We start from the raw sequence: 5461 nt of genomic DNA on the forward strand, positions 1-5461 counted from the left end.
GACGTGTTGCCAGAGGCGACGGAATATAAGTCACTCGCGGGGACGCGAGCGACCGGCATACTTCGCCTGCGTCCATCTAAAATAAAATTTAGACAAATCTAAAAAATAAATCGTAACAATCAAATAACTTTTCCGTTAGTGGTGCTGAATGCCTACTTTTAACGCATCAACACCAAACCGGTATATGAAAAAAATTCTCTTCTTTTTGCCTGTGTTGCTGCTGTTTGCATCGGCATGCAAGGAAAAAAAGACCTCTCTGAAAGATGATGACAAGGTGGAGATCGGCGACTTCATTGAATTCTTTCCGGAAACGGCCCTGCCATTCCGGATGGATGATACGTTGCTGGTGAAAAAAACTACTGATTCAGCACTCATCGGCATGAAGATCTTCAAACAGTTCATTCCGGACAGTGTAATGAAGAAGGATTTCAGCAATCCGGCCTCCCTGAAACTGTATTCACTGGCCAGGTATAAAGACAAAAGCAAGGAGACCTATCTTTTTGTGAAGGCAACGGCAGGCAGTAAACGCGTTTGCTACCTGGTGGTATTCAGTGACGATAACAAATACCTCAATACCATCCCGCTTGTAAAGGACGGATTCGATAATTCCACCAGCTCATACGGGGTGCTTGACAAAAAACTCCAGATCATCACATACCGGGAGCGTAAGCAGGCCGGGATGATCAGTTCATTCAAACGGAATGTATATTTCTACAACAGCGCTGCCAATGAGTTCACATTGCTGATGACCGAGCCCAACGAGGAGATCATCCAGGATGTGATCAATCCGATCGATACACTTAAAACCAGCCATAAACTGGCTGGCGACTATGTACAGAATAAAAAGAATTTTATCTCTTTCCGGGATTCCAAAAGGCCCAATGAGCTCAGCTTCTTCGTGCACTTTGAAAAAGACAAGGGTGAATGCAAAGGAGAACTGAAAGGTGTGGCAAGGCTTGTAAACAGTAACCTGGCCGTGTACCAGGAAGGCGGCAATCCATGTGAACTGCAATTCAGTTTCAAAGGCAATACCGTTACCATGAAAGAAACCGGTGGATGCGGCTCCTGGCGCGATATCAAATGCTTCTTTGAAGGCAGTTACACGCGTAAGAAAGCAGCAAAACCCACCACACCGGCCGGTAAGAAAAAGTAGTTCCAGGGCCCTTGCCCTTAATTTTTATAGAATAAGCAGTATATTGCACTCGTTTGTGTAGTTTGTACACATTGTTTTTAATCACCAAGCAGACGATAATTATGGATTTTACCAATTATACCGTACCGTACCCCATCGATGAGGCTTACAAAAAGAGAGTAGCTTATTTCTCCATGGAGTTCGCCATTGCGCAGCCCCTCAAAATTTACAGCGGAGGCCTGGGTTTCCTGAGTGGTTCCCACCTCAGAAGCGCTTACGAGCTGAGCCAGAATATGATCGGCATCGGCATTTTGTGGAAATATGGATATTATGATCAGGCCCGCAACCAGGACGAGACCCTGAATGTGACCTGGATGGAAAAACATTACAGCTTCCTGGAAGATACCGGCATCCAGTTCCAGATCACCATTCATGATCACCCGGTATGGGTGAAAGTATGGTACCTGAAACCAGAGATCTTTGGTACCGCTCCCTTGTTCCTGCTTAGCACCGATGTTCCCGAGAATGATTATGTTTCCCAGACCATCACCCACCGCCTCTACGATGCCAACGTGGCTACCAAGGTGGCGCAGTTCATCCTGCTGGGTGTTGGCGGCGCAAAACTCGTGGACGAGCTCAACTTCAACCCCGATCGTTATCACCTCAATGAAGCACACGGTGTTTCTTCCGTGTTCTATCTCTATAAAAAATTCGGTAATGTGGAGGACATCAAAAAACGACTGGTGTTCACCACGCATACGCCTGAAGAGGCCGGCAATGAAAAACATGATATCTACCTCTGTCAGAAAATGAGTTATTTCTGCGGACTGGGACTGGATGAAGTGCGCAAGCTCACCGGCATTGAAGATGATCTGTTCAACCACTCACTGGTAGCGCTTCGTTTTGCGCACCTGGCCAATGGCGTATCGCAGTTGCATGGTGTGGTATCAAGACTGATGTGGGGTAAATATCCCGGCGTTTGTCCGATCATTTCCATTACCAATTCACAGAACTACCGTTACTGGGCAGACAAGCAGTTGTACAATGCCATTGAAACCGGTAATGACGAGATCTGGGATGATCGTAAGCGGCACCTTAAACGCAGGGCCTTTGATATTGTAGCGGACCAGACGGGCAAACTGTTCAGGCCGGATGTGTTCACCATTGTGTGGGCAAGAAGATTCGCCGGCTACAAGCGTGCTGATTTCCTCACACGTAATAAGGAAAGATTTGAGAAGTTATTATCCAGCAAACAATATCCGGTGCAGATCATCTGGGCAGGAAAACCTTACCCGATGGACTATCCGGCCATCAATGAATTCAATGCACTGGTGAATCTGAGCAAAAAATACAGCAATGTGGCTGTGCTCACCGGATATGAACTGGCGCTCAGCAAACGCCTGAAACAGGCTGCTGACTGCTGGCTCAACAATCCCCGTGTTCCCCGCGAAGCTTCCGGCACCAGTGGCATGACCGCCGCAATGAACGGCGCTGTCAACTTCTCTACGGACGACGGCTGGATCCCCGAATTCGTAAACCACGGCCACAATGGCTTTGTGGTGCCGAAAGGCGACTATGCCCGTATGAATACGCAGGAGCAGGATGATTACGATCTCAACCAGATCTATGATATCCTGGAAAAAGAGATCCTGCCACTCTATTATAATCAATATGATACCTGGAGGTCTGTAACCATCAATGGTATGCGAGACGTGCGCTTCCAGTTTGAATCTTCGAGGATGGCCGCTCAGTATTACCAGGAACTCTATAAATAGTTTGTGTAATTCCGGAGAACTGCGCATCCGTTAGCTGTATTCACCAAAATCGTTTGTATGAAACAGCTAATGGTTGTCGCAGTTTTTTATTTTTCAGTCATCCATATTTCTTTCGCAAACTCAGGCCCGGGAAAGAATATAGTGCCCTCCACCTTGAAATCAGCAATCGTGTACCGCTCAGGTGCTGAGCTGTTCCATTCGGCAAAAGTAACGCTGGCGCAGGGTAACAATGAATTCATTATCGATGGCATCAGCAATAAGATCGAGGTGAACAGTGTGCGCATCACCGCCGATAATAACCAGCTAACTATCATGTCAGTTGAATTTGGACAGAACTTCCTCCGTGCAGCAGAGGAGAGCGCCGGAGTTAAAAAGATAAGGGATTCCATTCAGCATAACTCGGATGAGCTCGCCCTGGTGCAGGCCAATATCAATACAGCAAAAGAATTGCAGTTGGTACTGGCTGCCAATAAATCCATTGCCGGTTCACAGAACGGGGTAAGTGTGCAGGAGCTTACAAAGATGATGGACTACTACCGGTCAAAGGCAACCGAATTGCAGAAAGAACTCTTCACTTTAAAAGATAAAGAGAACAAACTCAGGATAACAGAAACCCGCCTGCTGGAACAGCTCAAAGAAGAAGAACAGAAGAATGTGAGCACCAGCGGTCAGCTTTCCTTCCAGGCCTTTTCGCCCATGGCCGGCACCTACACCCTCACTGTATCTTACATCACACCACTGGCAGCCTGGAACCCATCCTATGATCTGCGCGTGGAGAATATCACAAAACCGGTGAACATCGGTTTCAAGGCTAAGCTTACCCAGACTTCCGGCATCGACTGGAAGAATGTAAAACTGGTGCTGGCCACCAGCATGCCAAATATGAATGCAACGGCGCCTGAGCTGAAAAGCTGGCTGCTGGCCTTTCCGCAGCTGAATGCCATGAGGGATGTGCTGGCAGGAAAAACATCAGGAATAATGATAAGGGGAGTTTCCTCATTACAGGAAGTGGTGGTAACGGGGTATGGCAGAAAAAGCGATAGCGATGATTTTCGCCAGACGCCTGAACCGGTTTACATCCTGGATGGGAACATGATCACCCGCGAACAATACAACCAGATCAACAAGCAGGCCATCAAATCCGTAAATGTTCTGAAAGAGGATAAAGCCAGCGCCATCTACGGATCCCGCGCAGCAGGCGGCGCCATTGTTATTGACCTGAAGAAAGGGATGGAGGATTATGTGAACGAGAACGATAACCAGCTCAATGTTACCTACGAAATTGATCTGCCCTATGATGTACCAACAAACGGTAAAGAGCAGGTGGTAAGCCTGAAAGAGAAACTGGCTCCCGCCACTTACAAATATTTTGCAGCGCCCGTGAAAGACAAAGATGCATACCTGCTCGGTTGTATCGGTGGATGGGAATCGCTGCAATTGTTACCCGGTGAAGCCAATATCATCTTCGAGGGAACCTATGTGGGCAAAACCTTCATCAATCCCGGTTCCACCAGTGATACCCTCAACCTCACCCTGGGCAAGGACAGGCGGGTGGTGATCACCCGCGAGAAACTGAAGGATTTCAGCAGCGTGAAATTCCTCAATACCAAAAAATTGCACACCTTCACCTACGAGATCACCGTGAAAAACAATAAAAAGGAAGCCATTCAACTGCAGGTGAAAGACCTGTTCCCGATTCCTACCGATAAAGAGATAGAAGTGGAACTCCTTGAATTCAGTGGCGCCGATCTTGATAAGGAGCAATCTTTCCTTACCTGGAATATGGAGCTGAAGCCCGGGGAATCCCGTAAACTTCGTATGAGCTATAGCGTTAGATATCCGAAAGATAAAGTGCTGCCTTTGTAGTAAAAGGTAGAAGATACTGATAATAAGATATATTGCTTTTACTCCGGGAGCAGTCCCCCGCGTCCCCCCGCGAATGACCAATATTTGCCCGCCTCTGGCTACCATTGTGTCGCCGGAGGCAACGGAATAGTTGTCACTCGCGGGGACGCGGACGACTGCTCTCCGCGTTCAGCAGTGGAAAGTCCATAAAAAAGCTGCCCTCCCACACTTAAAATATCCTATCTTCCTGTCCGATTTTTAAGTATCGTTCCAATTAGTACTTCTAAAACCTGGTTTCGGTTGTCTGATTATATACACCATAACGAAGCTGAACTGGTGGAACGGGTTGCCCTGGGAGACGAAACAGCCTTCAAGCTGGTGTTCAAACACTACTGGCCCAGGGTGTATTCTGTTGCACTGATTTTTGCTAAATCGCCTGAACTGGCGGAAGATGCTGCACAGGAGGTCTTCGCCAACCTGTGGATCAAAAAGGAATTACTGAAAGAAGTAAAAGACTTCAAAGCTTATCTGCTCACTGCCGCCAGGAACCATATCCTGAATAAACTGCGCAGTCATGTTTTCACCGGAACCTTTGACGAGTACCTCAGGGAATACTTTGCTGATTCCCTTTCTGACCCCGTTGCCAGCCTGGAACTGAAAGAAGTGTCCCGTATCATTGAAGAGGGTATCAGCAAGCTCACACCTCAGC

4 protein-coding genes are annotated in these 5461 nt (G+C 47.6%); all 4 read left to right on the forward strand.

The window, feature by feature from the left end; all coding sequences use genetic code 11:
- Window positions 1-184 precede the first annotated feature (184 nt).
- A complete protein-coding gene (locus tag ACTHMC_RS08775) occupies window positions 185-1153 on the forward strand; it encodes a hypothetical protein (protein ID WP_440412654.1) in 969 nt (322 codons plus the stop codon).
- Window positions 1154-1254: 101 nt separating this feature from the next.
- Window positions 1255-2907, forward strand: coding sequence for an alpha-glucan family phosphorylase (gene glgP / locus ACTHMC_RS08780; protein ID WP_440412656.1), 1653 nt, complete (start codon window positions 1255-1257; stop codon window positions 2905-2907).
- 57 nt (window positions 2908-2964) lie between these two features.
- Window positions 2965-4773 (forward strand): DUF4139 domain-containing protein, encoded by a 1809-nt coding sequence (locus ACTHMC_RS08785; protein WP_440412658.1) that lies wholly within the window; start codon window positions 2965-2967, stop codon window positions 4771-4773.
- A 279-nt stretch (window positions 4774-5052) separates the two neighbouring features.
- A partial coding sequence (locus tag ACTHMC_RS08790) for a sigma-70 family RNA polymerase sigma factor (protein WP_440412659.1) occupies window positions 5053-5461 on the forward strand: 409 nt, incomplete at its 3' end.

It is taken from the genome of Pseudobacter sp., from assembly GCF_051955275.1.
In the GTDB taxonomy this organism is placed as follows: Bacteria; Bacteroidota; Bacteroidia; order Chitinophagales; family Chitinophagaceae; genus Pseudobacter.

What these genes read in the sequence shown, in the direction of transcription:
- ACTHMC_RS08775 (WP_440412654.1), top strand. Translation starts at nt 185, where the DNA reads ATGAAAAAAATTCTCTTCTTTTTGCCTGTGTTGCTGCTGTTTGCATCG.
- glgP (WP_440412656.1), top strand. Translation starts at nt 1,255, where the DNA reads ATGGATTTTACCAATTATACCGTACCGTACCCCATCGATGAGGCTTAC.
- ACTHMC_RS08785 (WP_440412658.1), top strand. Translation starts at nt 2,965, where the DNA reads ATGAAACAGCTAATGGTTGTCGCAGTTTTTTATTTTTCAGTCATCCAT.